The sequence below is a fragment of the Butyrivibrio hungatei DSM 14810 genome (assembly GCF_900143205.1).
Classification (GTDB): Bacteria; Bacillota; Clostridia; order Lachnospirales; family Lachnospiraceae; genus Butyrivibrio; species Butyrivibrio hungatei.
Window position 1 is genome coordinate 238,091 of sequence record NZ_FRDH01000006.1, and the last position, 22,611, is coordinate 260,701.

At 41.6% G+C, this 22,611-nt stretch carries 20 protein-coding genes; 1 reads left to right on the forward strand and 19 read right to left on the reverse strand.

From position 1 onward, the window contains the following. Positions 1 to 12: 12 nt before the first annotated feature. The 16 genes from atpA to BUA02_RS08955 form a co-directional block, all read right to left on the reverse strand. Positions 13 to 1,533 (reverse strand): F0F1 ATP synthase subunit alpha, encoded by a 1,521-nt coding sequence (gene atpA, locus BUA02_RS08880; RefSeq protein ID WP_072703004.1) that lies wholly within the window; start codon positions 1,531 to 1,533, stop codon positions 13 to 15. Between the two features lie 22 nt (positions 1,534 to 1,555). Further along, positions 1,556 to 2,095: an ATP synthase F1 subunit delta gene (gene atpH / locus BUA02_RS08885; protein WP_072703006.1), complete on the reverse strand. Its 540-nt coding sequence runs from the start codon at positions 2,093 to 2,095 to the stop codon at positions 1,556 to 1,558. 160 nt (positions 2,096 to 2,255) lie between these two features. Next, on the reverse strand, positions 2,256 to 2,792 hold the full coding sequence (gene atpF / locus BUA02_RS08890; protein WP_236845944.1) for a F0F1 ATP synthase subunit B: 537 nt from the start codon (positions 2,790 to 2,792) through the stop codon (positions 2,256 to 2,258). 19 nt (positions 2,793 to 2,811) lie between these two features. Further along, positions 2,812 to 3,093 carry an ATP synthase F0 subunit C gene (gene atpE / locus BUA02_RS08895; RefSeq protein WP_071175006.1) on the reverse strand — a complete coding sequence of 94 codons (282 nt, stop codon included), beginning with the start codon at positions 3,091 to 3,093 and terminating at the stop codon, positions 2,812 to 2,814. A 50-nt stretch (positions 3,094 to 3,143) separates the two neighbouring features. Then, complete coding sequence (locus tag BUA02_RS08900; protein WP_072703009.1) at positions 3,144 to 3,914, reverse strand: F0F1 ATP synthase subunit A; 771 nt, start codon at positions 3,912 to 3,914, stop codon at positions 3,144 to 3,146. Between the two features lie 10 nt (positions 3,915 to 3,924). Further along, on the reverse strand, positions 3,925 to 4,335 hold the full coding sequence (locus BUA02_RS08905; RefSeq protein ID WP_071175004.1) for an ATP synthase subunit I: 411 nt from the start codon (positions 4,333 to 4,335) through the stop codon (positions 3,925 to 3,927). A gap of 23 nt (positions 4,336 to 4,358) precedes the next feature. Beyond that, positions 4,359 to 4,622 carry an AtpZ/AtpI family protein gene (locus BUA02_RS08910; RefSeq protein WP_236845943.1) on the reverse strand — a complete coding sequence of 88 codons (264 nt, stop codon included), beginning with the start codon at positions 4,620 to 4,622 and terminating at the stop codon, positions 4,359 to 4,361. A gap of 276 nt (positions 4,623 to 4,898) precedes the next feature. Then, a complete protein-coding gene (locus BUA02_RS08915; protein WP_072703012.1) occupies positions 4,899 to 6,929 on the reverse strand; it encodes a methyl-accepting chemotaxis protein in 2,031 nt (676 codons plus the stop codon). Between the two features lie 234 nt (positions 6,930 to 7,163). Next, positions 7,164 to 8,975, reverse strand: a complete 1,812-nt coding sequence (aspS, locus tag BUA02_RS08920) for an aspartate--tRNA ligase (RefSeq protein ID WP_072703016.1) — start codon at positions 8,973 to 8,975, stop codon at positions 7,164 to 7,166. A 113-nt stretch (positions 8,976 to 9,088) separates the two neighbouring features. Then, the gene (locus BUA02_RS16095; protein ID WP_083572709.1) at positions 9,089 to 9,733 is read right to left on the reverse strand and encodes a hypothetical protein; all 645 of its coding nucleotides are present in this window, start codon (positions 9,731 to 9,733) and stop codon (positions 9,089 to 9,091) included. A gap of 106 nt (positions 9,734 to 9,839) precedes the next feature. Continuing rightward, positions 9,840 to 10,256, reverse strand: coding sequence for a LysM peptidoglycan-binding domain-containing protein (locus BUA02_RS08930; protein WP_072703018.1), 417 nt, complete (start codon positions 10,254 to 10,256; stop codon positions 9,840 to 9,842). Positions 10,257 to 10,357: 101 nt separating this feature from the next. Then, a complete protein-coding gene (locus BUA02_RS08935) occupies positions 10,358 to 11,344 on the reverse strand; it encodes a DUF3048 domain-containing protein (RefSeq protein WP_072703021.1) in 987 nt (328 codons plus the stop codon). A 114-nt stretch (positions 11,345 to 11,458) separates the two neighbouring features. Continuing rightward, positions 11,459 to 12,901, reverse strand: coding sequence for an N-acetylglucosamine-specific PTS transporter subunit IIBC (gene nagE / locus BUA02_RS08940; protein WP_178297631.1), 1,443 nt, complete (start codon positions 12,899 to 12,901; stop codon positions 11,459 to 11,461). Between the two features lie 51 nt (positions 12,902 to 12,952). Next, positions 12,953 to 13,435, reverse strand: a complete 483-nt coding sequence (locus BUA02_RS08945; RefSeq protein WP_072703024.1) for a PTS sugar transporter subunit IIA — start codon at positions 13,433 to 13,435, stop codon at positions 12,953 to 12,955. Between the two features lie 134 nt (positions 13,436 to 13,569). Continuing rightward, on the reverse strand, positions 13,570 to 15,318 hold the full coding sequence (locus BUA02_RS08950; RefSeq protein WP_072703027.1) for a carbon starvation CstA family protein: 1,749 nt from the start codon (positions 15,316 to 15,318) through the stop codon (positions 13,570 to 13,572). Next, positions 15,315 to 15,875: a DUF8052 family protein gene (locus tag BUA02_RS08955; RefSeq protein WP_072703030.1), complete on the reverse strand. Its 561-nt coding sequence runs from the start codon at positions 15,873 to 15,875 to the stop codon at positions 15,315 to 15,317. The genes BUA02_RS08950 and BUA02_RS08955 overlap by 4 nt, the downstream gene beginning before the upstream one ends. A 352-nt stretch (positions 15,876 to 16,227) precedes the next feature. Between BUA02_RS08955 and mgtE the strand changes: the two genes are divergently transcribed. After that, positions 16,228 to 17,592 (forward strand): magnesium transporter, encoded by a 1,365-nt coding sequence (gene mgtE, locus BUA02_RS08960; protein ID WP_071174995.1) that lies wholly within the window; start codon positions 16,228 to 16,230, stop codon positions 17,590 to 17,592. Between the two features lie 43 nt (positions 17,593 to 17,635). Here the strand turns inward: mgtE and BUA02_RS08965 are convergent, their stop codons facing one another. The 3 genes from BUA02_RS08965 to BUA02_RS08975 all read right to left on the reverse strand — a co-directional run bounded on the left by BUA02_RS08965 (position 17,636) and on the right by BUA02_RS08975 (position 22,589). Further along, positions 17,636 to 19,549, reverse strand: a complete 1,914-nt coding sequence (locus BUA02_RS08965) for an ABC transporter substrate-binding protein (RefSeq protein ID WP_072703033.1) — start codon at positions 19,547 to 19,549, stop codon at positions 17,636 to 17,638. Further along, positions 19,546 to 20,757 carry a GGDEF domain-containing protein gene (locus tag BUA02_RS08970; RefSeq protein WP_072703036.1) on the reverse strand — a complete coding sequence of 404 codons (1,212 nt, stop codon included), beginning with the start codon at positions 20,755 to 20,757 and terminating at the stop codon, positions 19,546 to 19,548. Before BUA02_RS08970 ends, BUA02_RS08965 begins: the two co-directional genes overlap by 4 nt. Before the next feature lie 344 nt (positions 20,758 to 21,101). Further along, a complete protein-coding gene (locus BUA02_RS08975; RefSeq protein WP_072703039.1) occupies positions 21,102 to 22,589 on the reverse strand; it encodes a glutamate synthase subunit beta in 1,488 nt (495 codons plus the stop codon). Positions 22,590 to 22,611: the final 22 nt, after the last annotated feature.

Genomic DNA, 22,611 nt, shown 5'->3' on the forward strand with positions numbered 1-22,611 from the left:
TTTTCCTCCTGATTATTTTTTCTTGATAAAGTTTTCAGTATAAGCGTTCAGTACTTCTTTTAACTTATTCTCAGTGTCGCTCTCAAGCTTACCAGTCTCACGGATTTCCTTCATAACTGCGATACCAGTTGGATCGCTGTCAAGGAAGTCGTAAAGGCCTGCTTCGTATTCAGCAACATCTTCGGTATTGACCTTGATAAGGATGTTGTTAACAACCGCATAAAGAATCGCAACCTGCTTCTCAACAGGTACTGGCTGGTTCTTGTCCTGCTTTAAGACTTCTACAATACGCTCACCTTGTGCAAGACGAGCCTTTGTATCTTCATCAAGATCTGAACCGAACTGAGCGAAACTCTGCAGTTCACGATACTGTGAATAAACAAGCTTAAGTGTTCCGGCAACCTTCTTCATAGCCTTGATTTGAGCATTACCACCTACTCGAGATACTGAGATACCAGGGTTAACCGCTGGCATGATACCTGAGTGGAAGAGCTCTGTCTCAAGGAATATCTGACCATCAGTAATGGAGATAACGTTTGTAGGAATATACGCTGAAACGTCTCCGGCCTGAGTCTCGATAATAGGAAGGGCTGTAAGTGATCCGCCACCGTTTTCATCAGAAAGCTTAGCAGCTCTCTCAAGAAGTCTTGAGTGAAGATAGAAAACGTCTCCAGGATAAGCTTCACGTCCTGGTGGTCTTCTGATCAAAAGTGAGAGTGCACGATAAGCTACAGCATGCTTAGAAAGGTCATCATAGATGCAAAGCACGTGTTTTCCCTTATTCATGAAGTACTCACCCATAGTACAACCTGTATATGGTGAAATATACTGAAGTGGGCTAGGCTCAGAAGCTGTAGCAGCAACTACGATAGTGTAGTCCATTGCTCCACCCTTCTTCAGATCTTCTACAAGTGCAGTTACTGTTGAACGCTTCTGTCCAATAGCAACGTAGATACAGATAACATCCTTACCCTTCTGGTTAAGGATAGTATCAATTGCAATTGTAGTCTTACCAGTCTGTCTATCACCGATAATAAGTTCACGCTGACCTCTACCGATAGGGATCATAGAATCGATAGCCTTAATACCTGTCTGGAGAGGCTCCTTAACAGGCTGTCTGTCAATGATACCAGGAGCTGGTGACTCAACTGGTCTATATTCTGTGGTTTCGATTGGACCTGCTCCATCGATAGGCTGACCGATAGCGTTTACAACACGTCCGATCATCTTCTCGCCTACAGGAACAGAAACAACTCGACCTGTACGTTTAACGGTCTGTCCTTCGCTGATACCAACATCCTCGCCGAACAAAACCGCGGATACTACTGTTTCCTCGAGGTTCTGAGCCATTCCGAATGTACCATTCTCGAACTCCAGAAGCTCACCTGCCATACAGTTCAAAAGTCCGCTTACTCTGGCGATACCATCACCAACGGTAAGAACTGTACCGGTTTCATTCTGGATAATTGCGTTCTGATAATTCTTTATCTGGCTTCGAATGACCTCGGATATTTTTTCTGGTTTTAGTTCCATATCATCCTCCGATGTATATTATTTAGATGACTGTCTCATCAACTTTTTTGCGAAGCTCGGATAACCTGCCTTTGACTGTTCCGTCAAAGAGCTGTCCCTCAAGATCTACTCTTACGCCACCAAGGACGCCACTATCTACCTTCTGCTTCAGCAGCACTTTTTTGCCGCTTATCTTTTCAAGTTTATCAGTTAACTGTTTGAGTTGAGCCTCATCCAGCGCCACAGCCGTGGTAACAAGGGCATCTGCGATACCGTGTTCCTCGTTGTAGCATTTCCTGAATCTCTTTTGACAAGCAGAGAATTCTCTAAGTAATCCCTTCTCGATCAAGATCTTGATGAAGTTCAAAAGGTACTGCTGACAACCATCTCCGAATGCCTCGTCGACAAGTTTCAGCCTTTCGTTCTTTGGGACTGAAGGTTCCGAAAGAAGTGTCACATAATCAGGATTCTCTTTAAAGATCCCTTTGATCAACTCCATTTCGCCCAGTATCTCATCCGATAGGTTAGATTCCGCTGCCAGATCATATAGGCTCTGCCCATAAAGATCTCCAGCTTTACTCATAATTTCTCCTTCGTCGAAATTCTGATTCGCATGCCATTAAAATGCCTTCGGCATAGGGCATGCTCACCCTAGTTTCATTTTCTTACGCCCTCATCAGTAAATGATTCGGGCTGATTGTTATTTATTTCCTCAGCAGTAAATGCTTCGGGCTGATTGATTTTTAAGCTCCGACTTTGCTAATAAAGTCCTCGATAAGCTTCTTGTGATCAGCTTCGTTGATCTCTTTCTCAACAACCTTGCCTGCAATATCCATTGCAAGTCCGCCAATCTCATCTTTGGCCTCATTGATAGCCTTCTTCTTTTCCTGCTCAATGTCTTCAGCAGCTCTTGCCTTGATTCCTGCTGCCTGCTGCTCTGCCTCTTTTACAAGAGTATCAGCCTTGTTCTGAGCCTCTTTCTGGGCTTCAGATACAATCTTTGCAGCTTCGGCATGTGCATTAGTCAGGCTTTCTTCGTACTGAGACTTAAGAGAATCGGCTTCTTCCTGGGCCTCTCTGGCTTCCCTGATCGCCTTGTCAGCAAGATTTTTTCTCTTCTCAAGAATATCGTTGATAGGCTTGAAAAGGAACTTCTTTATCAGAAACATCTGGATAAATAAGTTTATTATCTGTGCAATAAAGGTCCAGGGTACCAATGTAACCAGCTCCTGCGTCTTGGCTGTATCCGCAGTGAGCATCATTAGAGCCTGTAATTGCATATTAGTTCTCCTTTTTTGATTACTTCAGGTAATTCATAAACATTCCAGGTGCAACGAAGATAAGAAGAAGACCTGTAACGAAACCGTAGATACCAGTTGTCTCTGCAACGGCACAACCAAGAAGCATAGTACTTGTTACATCGCCCTTACACTCAGGCTGACGTCCAATAGCTTCAAGAGCCTTAGAAACAGCAGTTCCTTCACCAATACCAGGTCCAATACCTGCGATAAGTGCACATCCTGCACCAATACCACATCCTGCAAGTGCAATACCTCTAGCTAATAACTCAAAATCACCCATTTTTTTGCCTCCTAAAATAACTTTGTTATCGTTTCACTTTATTTAGTTTTTTAACCTTCCTCTGCCGCATTGGCGATATACATGACGGTCAGCATACAGAAGATGAACGCCTGCATGCATCCTGAGAACCAGTCAAAGTAAACACCTGTAATGGCCGGAAGACCGACTCCTAAGATCGGTATGTTGGAAAGGAATCTTCCAACTGCTCCAGGGATGAGTCCCAAAAGAGCTGCTGACGCAAGTCCCAGAGCCCAATAGATAAGTCCGTCAATAACTACTCCTGAAAGGATATTTCCAAAATGACGGCATGCCATACTAACTGGTGTAGCAAGCTCTGACAGAATATTGAATGGTGTCATGACTGCAATAGGTGTCGTGAAACCTTTCAGATATCCGCCTACGCCGTTGGTCTTGATCTTGGTAGCTGTGATCATGATGAAAACAACTACTGCCCAAGCGGCTTCTGTTGATAAGTCTGCTGTTGGACTTCTTAGTCCTGTAAGGCTGATAAGGTTTGAAACTACACTCGTTATAAACAGAGCGGATACAAACGGTATCAATTTATCAAACTTATTGCCTCCAGTATTGTTACGGACAAAATTATTGCCCATCTCCACAAGCATCTCTGCGAATGCCTGTCTCTTGGAAATATTCTCCAGTCTAAGATCTCTTGTGAGGAAGATACACAATCCAGTGATAATAATCATTACGATCCAACTCACAACGAGCGTCTCGGTAATATTAAAATCGCCCAAAATCGGGATGCCAGTGTGGATCGTGTAATATATCTTCGGCCCAACGACTGAAAAATCACTACTCATATCTTCGCCTTCAACCTCCTTTCCCCGCAGACAAGATCCCGCGTAGTTTGATTATCAAGCTTGGAATGAAAAGAGGAACAATTCCTGTCACCACATTGAATACAGGAGCTACTATCGCAATAATAACCCACAAGAATTGAAGCAGTGTTCTGTACCTGTAGCTTACGCTCATTGTCTTTCTTGCTCTCTCTTCATCCGTAATACCTGCAACTTTTTGCACAGATATGGCCATCCAAAAGAAGTTACCGACAGCCACTATAAAGCCGCCTATTCCTCCCAAGATAACCTGTATATCAAATGGCGCCCAGTTAGGAAGCACCATGTGCAAAACAAAAAACACAACATACATAACGAGAATGCCTATGGCTGTCCCCACAGCAATTATCCCCGTCTCTTTTTTTACAGCATCCTGTAATTTCATACGTCTCTCCTAAATTTAAGTAATCAAAAATGCCTGTTAAAAGAAACTTCACTGCTATTTTTAGCTTTTTTCTTTTTTTCTTCTTTGTGGATCACTGACAGATAAACTTTATAAGCTGTCGTCATAGAACCTCCGAGTCCTAAGATAAACCCTGGTATGTAAACCCATGTGCCAACAGATAGCTTGGCACACATAAGATAACATGCTAAAAGACACATAAGAAGTGGCATAAGGAGTGATAGTCCGAGCTGGCCTACCATAGCGAACTGTCCTAATATTTCTGACATGCGCTTAACCTGCATTTAGTTCACCTCTCCTTTCACTTTTATCGGTATACCGTCTATTGTGCATAAAATAAACAGTATAACAAGATAATAATACACTTTTTGCGCCATTTTCTCAACTGATGTTAGACGATTAATGCTTTTGTGTGTATTGTATTAAAAAAGGCCAAAAGTCCCTTCCTTTCTAGGAAAATGGAACCCTTAGCCTTTTGATTTAGAAATATTTTATCAAAATTTCGCTTATTGTTCTGAAACTCTATTTATATAGCTATATTGTAATTAAAGTTTGAACTGACTAATGAGATCCCCGATCCTATCTGAGGATTCTGATACTGCAGCCGCACTTCCATCAACACCCTTGGAGTTAACTGCAACCTGCTCTGCACTAGTTGCAAGAGTTGTAGCTGTTGCGCTAACTTCCTGTGTACTTGCTGACTGCTCTTCTGAAATAGCAGCCATAGAAGTTGCGATCTCATCAACATTGCCTACCTTAGAGATCATCTCACCGACAATATCGCTGGTCTCATCGAGACTCTTAAAGATCTCTTCAAAGGTCTCTCCTGCAGTATTGACTGCATCCATGTTAGCACTGATCTCTTCCATGTTAGCCTGTGACTTATCTGAAAGGTCTTTTATCTGTGATGTGATATCCTTGATGATCTCAGCAATCTGAGTTGTTGACTCAGCACTGTTATTAGCAAGCTGACCAATCTCTGTAGCTACAACTGCAAATCCCTTACCAGCCTCACCAGCTCTTGCAGCCTCAATTGAAGCATTGAGTGAAAGTAGGTTTGTCTGTGACGCAATAGAGTTGATAATCTCGATAATGGAATTGATCTTGTTAGCAGATTCTCCTACATCTCCAACTACTCTGTTCATCTCTTCCATTGAAGATGAGATGTTTGTCATACCGGTCTGTACTGCTTCCATGTCTCTCTGGCCTTCTTTTGCCTTCGTTACGAGAGTTTCCATAGTATCTTTTGTCTGAGTACTCTTATCATTAAGGTTACTTACTTCCTGTGCAAGGGTTGTTGCCTGATTTGCAAGTTCTGTAACGGCATGTGCCATATCATCCATAGCACCCTGAATCTGCTGCATTGCCCTGCTCTGCTCATCAGCCTGTTCATTGAGGTCACTGGATGCTGTCTTACTATTATTCGCTTCTGTAGCAAGCTTACCTGTAACCCCCTTAAGTTCTGCAAGAGTATCACGCATCTGATTAACATAATCAAACATGTTATTGTTCATGATACCGATCTCGTTTGCATTTTCACTGCCCTTCTGAATATCTACAGTGAAGTCACCACTTGCGATCCTTGTAATATTATTAGTCAGATTGCTAACTGGCTTAGTGATCATTCTTGTAATTACTCTGAACATTATGATTGCCATAATGAACACGATTATAGCAGCTATGATCACGCTGATTATGATGAAGCTTCTAAGTGAAGCAAGCACTTCTGAAACCTTTACAAATGAAACAAGGTACCACTCTGTTCCTGCAACATTATTAAATGCTACATAGTAATCATGTCCATCAGTTCCATGGATAGTGATGATATCATTTGTTCCGCCACTCTTAACGATAGACGCAACCTGCTGGATGAATCCATCGTTAGGATAGTCAGATACATCTTTTCCTATCTGATCCTCTGCAGGAGATGCAACCATTGTTGAACCTGAGAACATCATTGTGGAGCCTGTTCCAAGAGGCTTAAATGCGCTAGTTGTCTTGGAAATGTCATTAAGAAAAATATCCGCAGATATTACTCCGCTTCTGCCATCCTTTAGTGTAATTTTTCTTGAAATAGATGCTACAATCTCTCCGGTACTAAGATCCACTGTAGGTGGATTAATAGTCATCGTGCTATAGTTTATGCCGTAAGTATACCAAGGTCTTGCCGTAGGATCGAATCCAGCATCAGGAACCCATCCCGATATATCGATATAATCCTTGTTAGAAAGACCAATATAGAAACCTGTACTGGTTTCAGTAAACTGGGCCATACTGAACTGGTAATCATTTATTATTTCCTGATCACTGTTATAAGAGTTCTTCTCTACAGTTTGGGCCAATCCCTCAAAATATGTAGTGATCATCTGAATTCTACTGCCTGTTTCAGCAGCATTAGCTCTTGCTTCCTGATAAAGAGCATTTTTAGCCAGTTCTTCAATTACTGACCTAGCACTTAACGCTATGAATGTTGTAACTATCGCTATTGCCAGTGCTGTAATAGGTACTATCAGTACAAGTAACTGCGCACTTATCCTTTTTCCTTTTTTTGAAGCGATTTCTTTCTTCTCAGACATGATTTCCTCCTTAAGTATGTGACTTTATGTAAATCATATACTCATTATACGGCTAACAAATTAACTGATTATAAATTATCTCTGTTTTTAGTATTAATTGTTTTTTTCATGAAAAGCATAAAAATTCATAAAATAAAGCCCTATTTTATCCAGGCTATATGGTCATAAGAACCACTTTGCCAAATAAAATAGGGCTATTATCTATTTAAAAATATTGTGTAATTATTCCCAAAATTATTCTGCAGATTCTTCTACATCTACAGTTCTGATGTGAAGTTCTTCAAGCTGCTTGTCTGTTACAAATCCAGGAGCACCCATCATGATATCCTGAGCATTCTTGTTCATAGGGAAAGGAATAATCTCACGGATTGAATCCTCACCTGCAAGAAGCATTACCATACGGTCAACACCAGGAGCAATACCAGCGTGTGGTGGTGCACCATAGCAGAATGCGTTGTACATAGCAGGGAACTTAGCCTTAACATCATCCTCACCAAGTCTGACCATCTCAAATGCTTTGATCATAATCTCTGGATCATGGTTACGAACAGCACCTGATGAAAGCTCTACGCCGTTAACAACAAGGTCATACTGATCTGCTGTGATAGAAAGTGGATCGATCTCACCTCTCTCAGCCTTAAGAAGTGTCTCAAGACCGCCTGATGGCATTGAGAATGGGTTATGACAGAACTCAAGCTCGCCTGACTCCTCACCGATCTCATACATAGGGAAGTCAACGATCCAGCAGAATGCATACTGCTCTTTGTCCATATGTCCAGGAACAGCAGCACCAAATGTCTTAACAATAACACCTGCAGTCTTCTGTGCAGCAGAAAGCTTGCCGCTTGAAAGAACTACGAGGTCACCAGCCTTAAGTGAAAGAGCTGATACAACCTGATCCTTGATAGGAGTAACAAACTTAGAGATACCTCCAACAAGCTCGCCATTCTCATCAATTCTGAACCAATATGCTTTATTACCTGACTGAACCTCAACGTCTGAGATAGTCTTGTCGATGAACTTTCTACTCTCTTTGAAGTCTGAAACAACAACTGCCTTGATTCTGACATTTGTCTCTGTTCCATCTTCTGCCTTTGTAGCAAATGGTCCAAAGCCACAATCAGCAAGAGTCTCTGTAACATCATTAACTGTAAGATCTATTCTGAGATCTGGCTTATCTGAGCCATACTTCTCCATAGCCTCAAGATAAGGAATTCTCTTAAATGGAGCGCCTGATGCGCGGTTATATGTACCATACTTAGCAAAGATTGGAGGAAGAACATCCTCACAAACTGCAAATACGTCTTCCTGAGAAGCGAAAGCCATTTCCATATCGAGCTGATAGAACTCTCCTGGGCTCCTGTCTCCTCTTGCGTCCTCATCACGGAAGCATGGTGCAATCTGGAAATAACGGTCAAATCCAGCTGTCATAAGAAGCTGCTTGAACTGCTGTGGAGCCTGTGGAAGTGCATAGAACTTACCAGGATGCTTTCTAGCAGGAACAAGGTAGTCTCTTGCGCCTTCTGGAGATGAAGCTGTAAGAATAGGAGTTGTGATCTCCATAAATCCATGCTCCATCATAGCCTGACGAAGTGCAGCTACTACGTTACATCTAAGAATGATGTTCTTCTTAACTTCTGGATTTCTAAGATCAAGATAACGATACTTGAGACGAGCTGTCTCATCAGCCTCTCTTGAATGATTGATCTCAAAAGGAAGTTCATTGTAACGGCAACGTCCCAGGACTGTAATAGACTCAGGAACAACCTCTATATCACCTGTCTCCTGCTTGGGGTTCTTGGAAGATCTCTCTCTTACTACACCCTTCACAGAAATAGTTGATTCCTTATTGATAGCCTTGGCTGTCTTAACCATTTCTTCTGTTTCAAGGACGATCTGGGTTGTGCCATAGAAGTCTCTGAGAACTACGAAGCCAAGTCCGCTTCCGACTTCACGCATGTTCTCAAGCCAGCCAACAAGTGTAACGCTCTCGCCAACATTTTCCATGCGCAGCTCACCACAGTTATGTGTACGTGATTGCATCATAAAAACTACTCCATTTCTAATTGTTCATGATAAAAAATAAGTGCGTGATTCCGGAAATTAATCCGATACCACGCACAACATTTTAGACCAACATTGTAATAGTTTCAAGCCTATTATTTTACTTTATTGCCACCCCATTCAACAACAGTGAAACCATCTCTTGAAGGAGTCTCTATATACTGAGGATTGATCTTGATATATCTGTCTGTCGGATACCAAGCCATGAATACTCTGATAATGTTATCTGGCTGAGGATTGATAGTAAGCTTGGCATTCTTGTCATAATTATTGCCCTGGAAACTGATCATATTGAATTCATTGCCTTCCATCATTGGAACCCAGAACTCGATGAACTCTTCTGTCTCAGTCTCGTTAAGTCCTAAAAGTGGAAGCTTCTCTCTAAGGAACATCTCTGTGTCAGCTCCTCGGATGCAGAAGCCAGAGAAGAAGTCGTAGGAATAAGCTGGATCGCCTTCCCAGAACAAGTAATCATAGGTCTGACCCTCAAAGGTAATCTGTCCATCTCTATTGGCTGTTACATTCCAAGTATCTTCTGCATTGAACTCAGGAATAAGCTCTACAAGATTTCCATTGTAATTAAGACTTACAGAGATCTCTGTATCGTCCTCTGTAGGATAAAGATAGATGACCGGCTTAAGATCCTCGCCTTCAGACTGTATCTGTGTGCTCTTGCCGCATCCTAGAACCAGCGCCATCATTGATATTAAAAGCATTCCCGCAATATACTCTTTCCTCATAGACGTTACCTCCAAAAAAGGATTCGTTCCTAAACTAATTATATAGTAATAATCGGCATATTTAAACGAATTTTTGAGTATTTTTGCAGTTTTTATAATACTTTTATCATTTAAATTCTGTTGAAAAATACGGTATCACAAGATTGTCACCTGCAAAGATCTCCTCTTCTTCTACATGATTGATGCTACATATCTCTGAAATATAGTCCTCTACTGTATCATAATGGGTCCATGAAATATTATCTGAAGCAATGTCCCACAGAGTATCACCAACACCTACAGTTATTGAGCCATAGTATTTGTATTCTGGAGTATAGTCATCTGATGCAGCGTCTGAGACAAGTGTTGATACTACAAAGATCATCGCAAAAAGAATCATTGCAATAACAAGCGCTAGTGTAACGCGCTGTCTTCTAACAATTCTCTGACGTCTGATCTTATTTCTATATATCCTCAGTTCACTCTTTGATAAAAATCTCTGGTCATTATATAAACTAGCTGCTGCCATCAACGCTTTACTCATAATCCACCTCGCATTTATACATAAAAAATAGGATTGCATGTTTCTCACAATACAATCCTATAATTTATAGTGGGTTATAAAACGGACAGTAAGTTGCAGTTTCAACCAATCCTAAGCTGATCACAGGTATCAGTTGGGAGAAGGCCTATGTAGGTCTTTCCTCTATTGATCATGATCTCAACGCCCTCAGCGTAGTAATAATGAGTAAATCCAGTAGCGCTATCTTTTACCCATGTTATTGGAAGTGCCTTGCCGTTAGTGATGTAATAACCGGTACCTGATCCAATTACGTCATAGGTAAGATACCCATTCTTATCAAGCTTTTTAAATGGCACATTCTGAAGAATGACGTTCTTGAAGGTCAGAACCTGTCCATCCTCCGCATCTGCATGAACAGCTCCGTACTCGTAGTAATCGTAAGTTCTTGTTTCTGCATTGAAAAGAAGCTGGCTCTTGTTGTGGACAAAGATGCTTGAAAGATCAACTGTATTAGCTACAAGCTCACTTGGAAGCTCCACGTCATTATCATTAAAAAGGAAGTGTGATGTTCTCTCAAGAGCTGCGCTATAGGTATTAGGAATACCTGCCTTAGCAAATCTATTTACCAGCTCTTCGCCAAAGACATACTCTGTGTATTCTGTTGGCTTTCCATTCTTGACCCTTGTGAATCCGCCACTTATATGTGTAGCGTAAGGCTGTTTCAGATAGCTCTTGATATAAACCGGGCCTCCATCATGGATAAGTACCGCATTATACTCACCAGTCAGGATAATGTTGGTAGTTCTGGTGCTACGGATACTTCCTATCTGTCCCAGATTTACCCAATCCTTGTAAAGGCACATGAGTCTTGTGATTCGGCCATTAGCTGTGCTGTTCATCATCTCATAAACAATGTCAGCCTCTGCTACGCCGTAATGAGCAAGAGCTTTCTTTTCATTGTCTACCATGATAGCTACTGGTCTCTGGCCTGCAATGCTGTCATCAATAGGAAGTCCCGTCAGCTCTGAATTGCCAGCATAGGCAGTGATAGAAAGCATAAAAGCGCAAAATACACTAGTTACAACTGCAAGAACATTTTTTAAACGCATATAACACCCCTTAATATTTTTTCACTCTTTCTCTCCTCTTTTATAAGCGTCTATTATATCTTAAAGCAAAAGAGGCTCAGCCACAAGGCTGAACCTCTTCAAAATACTGATCATTTAAAGCATCTTTTTTATCTCGTCATGTACGAACTGTACCTTTGGCCCTACAACAACCTGAACTGTTGTCTTGGATGGACGAATGACACCGGCAATTCCTGCCTGTTTGATCTTCTTTTCATTAACCTGAGTGTAGTCATTTACTTCTGCACGGATACGTGTTGCGCAGTAGTCGAACTCTTTGATGTTCTCTTTGCCGCCAAGGCCTTCAAGAATGAGCTTGCCCATAGCTGTGAAATCATTATTGGCAAGATCTATCTTTTTCTCTTCCTCTTCTGTATCATCTTCACGACCAGGAGTCTTGAGGTCAAACTTAATAATAACAAATCTGAATACTACATAGTAGATAACTGCAAATACAAGACCTATTGGAAGAATAAGCCAAGGATTAACTGCCATTGGAGCCTTAAAGCTAAGGAACCAATCTACAAAGCCAGCTGAGAAGTTGAATCCAACCCTAAATGGAAGAGCTGCACAAACTGCTGCTGAAATGCCTGAAAGAACTGCATGAACAAGATATAATCCAGGAGCAAGGAACATGAATGCAAATTCCAAAGGCTCTGTAATTCCTGTAAAGAATGAAGCAAGAGCGCCCGCCCAAAGAAGGGAAGCTGCTACTTTCTTCTTAGAATCTTTTGCTGTGTGATACATTGCAAGTGCACCAGCAGGTAGGCCAAACATCATGATCGGGAAGAATCCTGTCATGTACTGACCTGTAACTCCCTTAACTGCCCCGTCAGCGCCTGACCAGAAGAGGTTAAGATCGTTGATTCCTGCAGTATCAAACCAGAATACAGCATTGAGTGCGTGGTGAAGTCCCAAAGGAAGAAGTGCTCGGTTAAGCATTACATAGATACCTGCACCTATAGGACCTAGTCCAATGATAGCTGTACCAAACGCTACAAGGATACCGAAAATAATAGGCCATACGAAATACAAGATAACTGAAGCCAAGCATGAAGCTGCTGCTGTTACAATAGCAACGCATCTCTTTCCACTAAAGAATGCAAGCCAGTCTGGAAGCTTCGTATCTTTGAATCTGTTATAGCAGCTAGATCCGATAATACCAGCGAGAATGCCGATGAATGCATTACTAATCTTGCCAAATGCTGCAGGAACTTCTGATACATCAACACCTCTGTACATGGCAACAGCCCCGCTACTAAGAAGCGTTGTGATCATAAGAAAAGAGACAAGACCTGCCAGAGCACTGGTTCCATCGTGGTCCTTTGCCATACCAACTGATACGCCGATGGCGAAAAGAATTGGAATCTGATCGATGATGGCCGACGCTGCCTTGATCAAGAAAGCAGCTATGATATTGTTAGCCCCCCAACCTGTTGGATCAATCCAATATCCGATACCGTACATGATACCTGCTGCTGGAAGAACAGCAACTGGAAGCATCAGAGACTTACCGATCCTTTGTAAATACTTCATCATACTACTTTTCCTCCTTTGTTGTTTATATCTAACTGCAGTCTCCCGCTGCAATTATTTACTGACAACTATTGCTGTATCCCCTGCACTTACAGCACCTGTCTTTTTTTCGATCTTGGAAAACTTACTATGATTAGAGATAACCATAGGCGTTATGATGTCATACCCAGCTGCCTTTACGCCCTCAAGATCCACTTCAACTATTGGATCTCCTTTTTTGACTTCTATCCCTTGCTTTGCAATTAGCTTATAATGCTCACCTTTTAATTTAACTGTATCAATTCCGATATGGACAAGGAGCTCAGCCCCATCAGTGGTATTAATGCAGAATGCATGACCTGTTGGGAAAAGAGCTATGAGAGTGCCGTCACATGGAGCACAGAATTTACCATCCGAAGGTTGTATTGCTACACCTTTACCAACCATTTCTTCACCAAATGTAGGATCACTAACATATGATATAGGCACGATAGTGCCGTTAACTGGTGAACCAATCTCAAATTTACCGCTCTGGAAAAGTTTATTGAATAATCCCATAAAATGGCCCTCCAAAACAAACCGGTCAACTGGCTTAGAAAGAAAAAAACTAGGCCTTACAAGCGATTAGTAAAACCTAGTTTTATTATAACTATAATAACTCTATATGGGATATTATTCAACGCATTTTTGTATTAAGCTGCCTCTTCAGGCTTAATGTTTTTCTTGTCCTGATGCTGCTTGATAAGTGTCTTTGCAGCAATGAATGCAAGTACAAGAGAGAGTACTACAAGCAGTACAGCGATAACAGACTGGATAAGTGCCCAAAAATCTGCTGCTCCGCTAACATATGCCTTCATCTTGGCTGTAATAGTCTGTACGAGGGAGCAAACTGTAACAGCAAGCATGAATACCATAGGAATATAGAACATCTTGTTGTTCTTGCCTACAGCTCCAAGCCATGTGCAGACTGCAAGAAGTCCGATAGCTGCAAGAAGCTGGTTAGCTGCGCCAAATAATGGCCAGATCTTGGAGTAACCCGTCATACCAAGGCTTACACCTAAAACAACTGTGATAACTGTAGCTACGTAAGGATTAGCTAATACTTTTTTGTATCCTGTCACATCCTTAGCTGTCTGTCCCTGCTCAAGGAAGAATTCCTGGAACATGTATCTTGCAAGTCTTGTTGCTGTATCAAGTGATGTAAGACAGAATACAGAAACTGCAAGGATCAGCATCTGATACATAATGTTCTGAGCTCCAGGAGCAAATGTAGCGATCATAGCTGAAAGTCCGCCAGCGAATACCTGAGTTGGGCTTGCATATGTACCGTCAGCAGCTGCTGCCCATACAAATCCGATAGCGCAAAGTGAGATAACTGCCACGAGGCACTCAATAAGCATTGAACCATAGGCTACAGGCTTAGCATTCTTTTCATTATCAAGCTGCTTGGCAGATGTTCCTGAAGAAACCAGTGAATGGAAACCAGAAATAGCACCGCAGGCAATAGTTACGAAAAGAGCCGGGAAAGCAGTACCTGTTGTAAATACGCCGGTTCCCTTAAGCGTCGCATCTCCGAATGCCGGGACTGAAAAACTACCCTGACCGGCCAAAACTGCTCCGATAACTGCTACCAGACCTGCTCCGATCATGAAGTAGAGAAGGAATGAGCTAAGGTAATCTCTTGGCTGTAAAAGAATCCAAACTGGAGTTACAGATGCTACAAGAATATATGCTCCAACTACCCACATCCATGTGTTGTATGTAAGAGAGATTGGATGGAAATTAAGTCCAATGGCTACGATTGCGATTATTCCAAGGCAGCCAACTACTGATGCAACCACAATTGGTGCATTCTTACGATATACAAAGAATCCAAAAACTATAGCAAGAACGATAAACAGGAAAGAGATCATTGCTGTAGACTCATTAGCTGCAAGTGTTGCACCCTCAACAGCTGCTCCTGCTGCTGTTGTTGTACCAAAGGTGCTGGCAACGATTGAACTGAAAGCTGCAACTACAAGAAGCAGTGTCAGATAACCAAAGGTAAGGAATAATCTCTTGGCTGTCTTGCCCATAGTGTCATCTATGATCTCACCGATAGACTGTCCCTTATGTCGAAGTGATGCAAAAAGAGCTCCGAAATCATGGACGCCGCCAAAGAAAATACCACCGATAAGCACCCATAAAAGAACTGGAACCCAACCAAAAACTGCTGCCTGAATAGGTCCATTAATTGGGCCCGCTCCTGCAATTGATGAAAAATGATGTCCCATAACTACTGGTGTTTTAGCTGGAACATAGTCCATACCATCCTTTAACTCGTGTGCTGGTGTCTTCCTCTTTGGATCGATACCCCACTGCCTGGCAAGCCATCCGCCGTAGAAGACATATCCTGCTACGAGAACTGCTGCACTAGCGATCAACAATACTGCTGCATTCATGAAACTTTCTCCTCCTTAGTACCCCTTTGGGTCTTGAATATATCGGTCAAGAGTTCTTTTAGCTCTTTTCCACTGTAGTTAGTAACAACGGTCTCACTGTCAAGGCATGCAAGAGCCAGCTTACCTTCGCTGTGTCCCCTGAAATTAAAGAGATATCCTTTGTCATATTTAAATCTCTTTATTTCTCTTTGCAGTTCCTTGTCAGGGGTCTTATCAGAAATGATGACGAATGTCATGTAAGTACACATGTGATCCTTTTCCGGATACTTTTCTCCACGTCTTACAAGCTCCGGCTCCACATGGTTTTCTATTGTCTGTCTTATTTCCTGCAAAAGATCTTTTGATACCGAATCCATCTTGATAAATAGCACATGCTCATAAGCTCGTATTGCCCAGAGCTGAGCTTCCTTCTTTAGCACATACTTTTCGCCGAATGAAAAGAACCACGCATAGGCTGGATATGTCTTATCTCCCAGAGCGAAGTCTTTGGTTATGTCGAAATTGGCCTGATAGCGGCCTAAGAGTTCATTTAAATATTCATCAGACGATAATGCCATCTGCCCCTCCACGTTCACGACCTTAAGAAATTAATCTCAGAAAGGTTACATAAAAAAATATTTAAGAAGTACTTTATCACGTTGGCGCGTTATTGCAAGATGACAAAATTAATGTATTTTTTAGAAACAGATTAATTTTGTAATGTATTCGTTGTTTTTTTATCCTGATCTCTATGCAAATTAATCAATCTGCGAGGTTTATTTTTGTGAAAAATTGTGTTAAAGTTAACTCACAAAATCTCGTATGAAAGGTGGTGGTTTTTATGAAGTCAGATTCACATAATTGCAGTAGCGATTCTGCTCCTGGTCGAAGTACCATATTAACCGCCAACCAAATTCATAGGAGATTACCATGGAATTACAAGAAGAGAAGACAATCGTAGAAATCTTACAGGAACTTCTTGAATCTAGGCAATATACCAAGCTTCGTCAGACCATCTCCGAGATGAACACAGTAGATATCGCTGCTGCTATGGGAGAGATGGAGGATGAGGATTCTCTTAAGATGTTCAGAATCCTTCCAAAAGACATGGCTGCTGACGTATTTGCCGATCTGGAACTGGATGACCAGCAGTATATCATCCGTTCACTGTCCGATCGAGAAGCATCCAACATTATTGACAACCTTATGGCCGATGATGCTACTGACCTCTTGGAAGAGATGCCAGCTAATGTTGTAAAACGCATTTTGGCTAACGCAAGCCCTGAAACCAGAGCTGATATCAATCATCTGCTTCAGTACCCTGAGGACTCTGCCGGATCTATCATGACCGTGGAGTATGTAGACCTCAGAGAAGATATGACTGTTACCGACGCCATAGAGAGGATCAGACAAAAGGGCGTAGATTCTGAGACTATCAACATCTGTTATGTTGTTACCAAGCAAAAAGTTCTGGTTGGTACTGTTGCTCTTAGATACCTGCTCATTATGAAGCCTGATGAAATCATCGGCGATATCATGAACACCAATGTCATCAGCATCAATACCATGACTGACCAGGAAGAAGCTGCCCGCATGTTCCAGAAATACGGATTTACAGCAATGCCTGTTGTAGACAATGAGAGTCGTATGGTCGGAATCATCACAATCGATGACGTTGTGGACATTCTTGAAGAAGAGGCTACAGAGGATATCGAGAAGATGGCTGCTATTGTACCATCTGATAAGCCTTATCCAAAGGTTGGTATCTTTGAAACCTACAAGAATCGTATCCCTTGGCTATTATTCCTGATGATAAGTGCCACATTTACAGGTGCTATCATTACAGGCTTTGAAGACGCTCTTTCAGCATATGTAGTACTTACAGCTTACATCCCAATGCTAATGGATACCGGCGGAAATGCTGGTTCACAGGCAAGTGTTTCAATTATCCGTGGACTTTCACTTAAAGAGATTGAGTTTGAAGATATTTTCAAGATAATATGGAAAGAGATAAGAGTCGCTGTTCTTTGCGGTCTTACCCTTGCATGTGCTAACTTCTTAAAGCTGATATTCCTGGACAGAGTTACTATTACAGTTGCTGCAGTTATCTGCCTTACACTTTTGTTCGTAGTGCTTATTGCCAAGCTGGTGGGCTGCTGCCTTCCTATGCTGGCTTCCAAGGTGGGATTTGACCCTGCTGTAATGGCAAGTCCATTCATTACAACAATAGTAGATGCACTGTCACTTCTGGTTTACTTCAATATTGCTACAAGGATGTTGCATCTGGTGGTATAACATTCATAACAAAAAGCTGGTCTCTTTTGTAAGGGACCAGCTTTTATTCTTCTTCATCTTCTATATGTGCCCATTCTTTATAGGCTTTTTGGTATTCTTCCATGTCCATGGAATCCTCATATAAATGGCATCCCTTATATCTTTGTTTAGCTATTCCATAAGAGGAATACTCTCTCTCAAATTCATTTATCTTATCCATAACATAGCCATCACCTATCATTATGGAGAACGGAACAACTATGGCATGATCAAGAATAAGACGCTCTGCCTCAGCAAAGGCTTCAAATCTTAAATTTTCATCATCCGTTATTTCCGAAGCATTGTCTTTTTGCTTCTCCCATATCTCACAGACTTCTTTGACTTTTTCATCCTCGCACTGATGCCAGAATGAATAATCATCTTCCTCTTCAAAAGGCTCTGTCCAGGTTTTGGGATCTTCATAATCGGCTCCCCATCGGCATTTCATAAATGAAAACTTTCCACTTCTTTGAACTGCATTCAAAAATCCTGTATCGCTTCCAGCTTCTACAACTACCTCAATAAAATCTGTTCCAAGAGAATGCTCAAGCTGTTTCTTTATTGTAAACACTTCCTGCTTCCAACCTACAACAGAAGGATTGTAAGGCATAAGGATCTTGATAGGAAAGGTTACTCCGGCTTCATTAAGTTGCCTCTTTGCAAGATCTCTATAGATTCTAGCATCATTTCTGTTGTAACTGTCTCTACCGGTATAATATCCTAGCTTTCCAAATTTCGTATAATCTTTTCCATCTATACTGATAGCTCCTGGTGGGGTAACCGTATTATTCACCAGTTTTCCTGGATCATATGGCTCATAAACAGATAGGGCCTCCTCTCTATCTATAGAGCACATGATAGCTTTTCTAAAGTTCTCATTTACCACGGCTTTGCGCCAGTTTTCCGGTTCATTCTCTTCGTTATAACTTGGTGCAAAATTAAAAACGTAAAAATATGAATAAGAACAATCTGGAATTGTACCATGGATCTCATCTGAATGAAATCTCATCGAAAGATATCGCTCTAGCTTGTCTGCACTTACAACAGCCTTATCTATAAGCCCTTCTTCATATCTTTCAACTCCGATAGTAGCCGCTTCTGAATCATAGACATTTTCTACTCTATCTATATACACCTTGTCTCTATCCCAGTAATTCGGATTCTTAACCAATATCTGTTTTTCCAAAGGCTGAAAATAGTGGAGTATATATGCACCATTGTACAAGACATTCTTATAGTCTTTTCCGAACATTGTTCCAGATGATTTGAGATATTTCCTGCTAACAGGTAGATAAGAAGTATAGGAAAGAACACTCAAGAAAAATGGACAAGGTTTATCAAGCTTATAGATAAGAGTCTTATCATCATAAGCCATTACTCCTATATCTGAAGGCTCTACCTTTTTGGGTTTCACATCATATTCTTCCGGATGCAGAAGAGATCTGGTATAGTCATAATACTCCTGTGCTCCCTTCACAACAGATCCGGTGCAATACATATATTGACAGTCTGTCTCATTGGCTGCATTGTTCACATACTCTGCAGCAGCAACCCAATCATCTGCCACAACTTCGCCATAGACATTTCCTTCATAATCAACCCATTTGATTCCATTCCTCAAATGGAATACCCACGTACACATATCCTCTGTACATTCCCAACTCTCTGCAAGTCCCGGAACTATATTGCCCTCATTATCATAGTCAACAAGTGCGTCAATTACATTAGCTGTGATGACAGTGTCTACCGGAGAGCTTGTAACCAGGTAATTAAGATTAGTAACTTCTGAAGCGTACAGGGTATTATATACAACAGCATCACTTCGGTACGCATCATCCAGCGTATGATTTTCGATATCAGGGAGCTTAGCATAACAGCCTGTTAAAAGAAGCACCATCACCATAAAGAGAGCGGATGCTTTTAATTTTCTTTTCATCATCCTCGCATCTCCTTTCCTATGGATTCATAGTACTTGGCCTTATTTTCATACATTTCTTCTTCGGCATTCTTGATAACAGTCAAGAGCTTTTTGTCAGGTGTCGCCATTGCAAGACCGCTTGCCACATGGTATCCGTTTGACTCTACCTCTTTTAACACCCTATCAAGATCCTTTCTGACAGCCTGCTCATCTCGCTCATATCTAAAGGCCACAAATTCATCGCCGCCTATCCTGTAAGTATTGGAATCGCCAAATTCATTACAGATAATGGATGCTATGGTCTTGAGCATATTGTCACCTGCCAGATGGCCTTGAGTATTGTTGACTTCATGAAGGCCATTAACATCAAAATAGATGCAGGCAATTCCTTCTGTTCCCTGCTGAAGATGCTGACAGAAATATTCATATCTATTACGATTCTGAAGTCCGGTAAGAGCATCCATATTGGCTCTTCTCTCGATACCAATAAGAGAACCTGTTGTAATGTGGATGACATACAGGAAATATACAACCAGCGCCAGTGTCATTACGATCAGGAATATATAAAGAGATCTGTACATAGGCCTTACTGTCGCATAGAGATCTTTTTCCGGAACGCTCACAGAAAGCTCCCAGTTGGCAATATTCATAGGAAGAAAACATACATAATATGCCTCTCCGCTTGGAGACTCGAGTATGGCAAAGCCTCTTCTCCCATTTTTTACTGAGTCAACAATGCTTTCATTTGTAGTGATCTGCGCCACTGTAAAATCAGATTCTTGCAAAACCTCGTTGGTTCTTCCAAGGCCATCAGCCAGGAACAGCCCCGTGTCTCTTTCTATTATGGATACTATGGCATGTCCATCATAAATATCCGGGGTCCATGCGCTTAGAATAGATTCCGGCGTAGTTGTACCGTAAATAAATGCAATGGTCTTTCCTTCTTTTCGAATAGGTACAAAATTTCTGATATCAAGCTCCTCATCGTTATCAAGATCCTTTTGAAGAGTCGACAGATGCTCACCTTTTTCTTTTACTTCATTGAAATTTAAAATGCCAGTAGTATCCGTATCTGCTCCACTTATTCTTACAGCCATGTTATCCCGCATAAGAATAGCAACATCAGATACACCAGCATTAACATCATATATATTCATGTACTTGGAAATACTGACAGATCGAAGAGATACATCAGTCTCTGAGATGATCCTTGCGATAAGACGCAACATATTTCGGTCCGCACGAAACTGACCCTCGATGGACTCAACGGTTTCCTCGGTGGCTTGCTGAAGCTTTATGTAGCTTTGCTGCCTGGTGTAATCCCGCACATAAAAAACATAAATAATGGAAGCAATGAATATCGCAGCCATAAGTACTATGGTCGCAACTAGACTTCGCGTACGGAATCGCTCCTGTGCACGTTTCCACATATATGTGCTCTCCGGATACGAAAAAACAACTGTTGCTTATATTAATATACCATATTGCGTTAATTCACTTTATTAAATTATAGTAAACTGTTCATTAAACTAAAGAGTGCTCCTCTTTCCGAGAAGCACTCTTTTTCACGTTTTTATAGATTTGTATAACCCATAAGGTACTCATCAACCTCTTTTGCACAGGCTTTACCCTCTGCAATTGCCCATACAACAAGGGACTGACCTCTATGCATATCTCCTGCACTAAAGACTTTAGTGTTAGGAATGTGGTAGCTATCAATATCAGTTACGATAGTTCCTCTCTGACTGGTCTTAAGAGAAAAAGCTTCTGCTGAATAGTCTTCACAGCCAATAAATCCTGCTGCAATAAGGAGAATATCGCATTTAAGAGTCTTTTCTGTTCCTGCTATCTGAACAAGTTTTCCACCCTTAAATCCTACTTTTACTGTCTCAATTTGTTTAATATTTCCCTTTTTGTCGGTAGTTACGCTCTTTACCGTGGTCTCATAGACTCTTGGGTCAGATTCAAATACGTGGATAGCCTCTTCATGGCCATAATCTGTCTTTAAGACCTTTGGCCACTCAGGCCATGGATTATTAGCAGCTCTTTCTACAGGAGGCTTTGGCATCATCTCAAGAGCTGTAACTGACTTTGCTCCCATTCTGATGACAGTTCCGATACAATCGTTACCAGTATCACCACCACCAACGATGACGACGTTTTTGCCTGCTGCATCTATATATCCGCCTTCTTCCTTAAGAGCTTCTACTGTTCTATCCTCTGCCTTCAGAAGAGCTTTTGTGGTCTTTGTAAGGAAATCTACTGCGTAGTAAACGCCCTTTACCTTCTCTGGATCTGCGGCAGGAAGTGGTCGTGCCTTCTTGGCACCGCAGCATAGCACTACTGCGTCAAATTTGCTCAAAAGAGCTGTGCTCTCTTCCTTGGTGATATTCGCACCAGTATGGAACAATACTCCTTCTGCTTCCATGAGTTTTCTTCTGCGCTTTATGACGCTCTTATCAAGCTTCATATTTGGAATTCCATACATGAGAAGACCGCCGACTTCATCTTCTCTTTCAAAAACTTCTACGTAATGTCCTCTGTGATTTAAGTCATCTGCTACTGCAAGTCCTGAAGGTCCTGCTCCTATAACAGCAACTTTTTTGCCGCTTCTGATAGTTGGTATCAAAGGTTTGATATAACCCTTTGCAAAGGCTGTCTCTACCAGATACAGCTCGTTGTCATGAACCGTTACTGCATCGCCATTTTGTCCGCACATGCAGGCTTTCTCACAAAGAGCCGGGCACACCCTTCCTGTAAACTCAGGAAAGTTACTGGTTTTGTGAAGTCTGTCAAAAGCGTGCTTCTCATGGCCTTTATAGATCTCATCGTTCCACTCAGGAATCAGGTTATGAAGAGGGCAACCTGTTACCATGCCCCCAAGATTCATAGCTGACTGGCAGAATGGAACACCGCAGTTCATACATCTAGCTGCCTGCTTTCTGCGTGATTCTGTATCAAGAGGTGTATGGAATTCCTCAAAGTTGAGAATCCTCTCCTCTGGTGGTACATCTTTATTATTTGTTCTTGTATACTCAAGAAATCCTGTTTCTTTTCCCATTTTCAATCTCCTATCTAATTCT

What these genes read in the sequence shown, in the direction of transcription:
- BUA02_RS08975 (WP_072703039.1), bottom strand. Translation starts at nt 22,589, where the DNA reads ATGGGAAAAGAAACAGGATTTCTTGAGTATACAAGAACAAATAATAAA.
- nagE (WP_178297631.1), bottom strand. Translation starts at nt 12,901, where the DNA reads ATGATGAAGTATTTACAAAGGATCGGTAAGTCTCTGATGCTTCCAGTT.
- BUA02_RS08930 (WP_072703018.1), bottom strand. Translation starts at nt 10,256, where the DNA reads ATGAGTAAAGCGTTGATGGCAGCAGCTAGTTTATATAATGACCAGAGA.
- atpE (WP_071175006.1), bottom strand. Translation starts at nt 3,093, where the DNA reads ATGGGTGATTTTGAGTTATTAGCTAGAGGTATTGCACTTGCAGGATGT.
- BUA02_RS08970 (WP_072703036.1), bottom strand. Translation starts at nt 20,757, where the DNA reads ATGTTGCGTCTTATCGCAAGGATCATCTCAGAGACTGATGTATCTCTT.
- BUA02_RS08905 (WP_071175004.1), bottom strand. Translation starts at nt 4,335, where the DNA reads ATGAAATTACAGGATGCTGTAAAAAAAGAGACGGGGATAATTGCTGTG.
- BUA02_RS08910 (WP_236845943.1), bottom strand. Translation starts at nt 4,622, where the DNA reads ATGTCAGAAATATTAGGACAGTTCGCTATGGTAGGCCAGCTCGGACTA.
- BUA02_RS08950 (WP_072703027.1), bottom strand. Translation starts at nt 15,318, where the DNA reads ATGAATGCAGCAGTATTGTTGATCGCTAGTGCAGCAGTTCTCGTAGCA.
- atpA (WP_072703004.1), bottom strand. Translation starts at nt 1,533, where the DNA reads ATGGAACTAAAACCAGAAAAAATATCCGAGGTCATTCGAAGCCAGATA.
- BUA02_RS08955 (WP_072703030.1), bottom strand. Translation starts at nt 15,875, where the DNA reads ATGGCATTATCGTCTGATGAATATTTAAATGAACTCTTAGGCCGCTAT.
- atpF (WP_236845944.1), bottom strand. Translation starts at nt 2,792, where the DNA reads ATGCAATTACAGGCTCTAATGATGCTCACTGCGGATACAGCCAAGACG.
- BUA02_RS08900 (WP_072703009.1), bottom strand. Translation starts at nt 3,914, where the DNA reads ATGAGTAGTGATTTTTCAGTCGTTGGGCCGAAGATATATTACACGATC.
- aspS (WP_072703016.1), bottom strand. Translation starts at nt 8,975, where the DNA reads ATGATGCAATCACGTACACATAACTGTGGTGAGCTGCGCATGGAAAAT.
- BUA02_RS08935 (WP_072703021.1), bottom strand. Translation starts at nt 11,344, where the DNA reads ATGCGTTTAAAAAATGTTCTTGCAGTTGTAACTAGTGTATTTTGCGCT.
- atpH (WP_072703006.1), bottom strand. Translation starts at nt 2,095, where the DNA reads ATGAGTAAAGCTGGAGATCTTTATGGGCAGAGCCTATATGATCTGGCA.
- BUA02_RS08965 (WP_072703033.1), bottom strand. Translation starts at nt 19,549, where the DNA reads ATGATGAAAAGAAAATTAAAAGCATCCGCTCTCTTTATGGTGATGGTG.
- BUA02_RS08945 (WP_072703024.1), bottom strand. Translation starts at nt 13,435, where the DNA reads ATGGGATTATTCAATAAACTTTTCCAGAGCGGTAAATTTGAGATTGGT.
- BUA02_RS08915 (WP_072703012.1), bottom strand. Translation starts at nt 6,929, where the DNA reads ATGTCTGAGAAGAAAGAAATCGCTTCAAAAAAAGGAAAAAGGATAAGT.
- mgtE (WP_071174995.1), top strand. Translation starts at nt 16,228, where the DNA reads ATGGAATTACAAGAAGAGAAGACAATCGTAGAAATCTTACAGGAACTT.
- BUA02_RS16095 (WP_083572709.1), bottom strand. Translation starts at nt 9,733, where the DNA reads ATGAGGAAAGAGTATATTGCGGGAATGCTTTTAATATCAATGATGGCG.